Source organism: Vibrio sp. 1457, assembly GCF_033340195.1.
Classification (GTDB): Bacteria; Pseudomonadota; Gammaproteobacteria; order Enterobacterales; family Vibrionaceae; genus Vibrio; species Vibrio alginolyticus.
In genome coordinates this window covers 640-1,112 of sequence record NZ_JAWOWA010000123.1, presented here as the reverse complement: position 1 = coordinate 1,112, position 473 = coordinate 640, and the positions used below count along the sequence as shown (strand labels likewise).

The 473-nt window shown below is 53.1% G+C and carries 1 protein-coding gene; it reads left to right on the top strand.

Translation table 11 applies throughout. The features are described 5' to 3' along the window. Window positions 1–2: 2 nt before the first annotated feature. Window positions 3–473: aldehyde dehydrogenase family protein (locus tag R7Z41_RS24215; protein ID WP_411913147.1), on the top strand; the 471-nt coding region annotated here is incomplete at its 3' end.

The following is a 473-nucleotide window of genomic DNA, read 5'->3' as shown; positions in this document are numbered from 1 at the left end:
CGCTGGCGGCAGGGAACTGCGTAGTGCTTAAACCATCAGAAATTACCCCGCTGACCGCGTTGAAGTTGGCAGAGCTGGCGAAAGATATCTTCCCGGCAGGCGTGATTAACATACTGTTTGGCAGAGGCAAAACGGTGGGTGATCCGCTGACCGGTCATCCCAAAGTGCGGATGGTGTCGCTGACGGGCTCTATCGCCACCGGCGAGCACATCATCAGCCATACCGCGTCGTCCATTAAGCGTACTCATATGGAACTTGGTGGCAAAGCGCCAGTGATTGTTTTTGATGATGCGGATATTGAAGCAGTGGTCGAAGGTGTACGTACATTTGGCTATTACAATGCTGGACAGGATTGTACTGCGGCTTGTCGGATCTACGCGCAAAAAGGCATTTACGATACGCTGGTGGAAAAACTGGGTGCTGCGGTGGCAACGTTAAAATCTGGTGCGCCGGATGACGAGTCTACGGAGCTT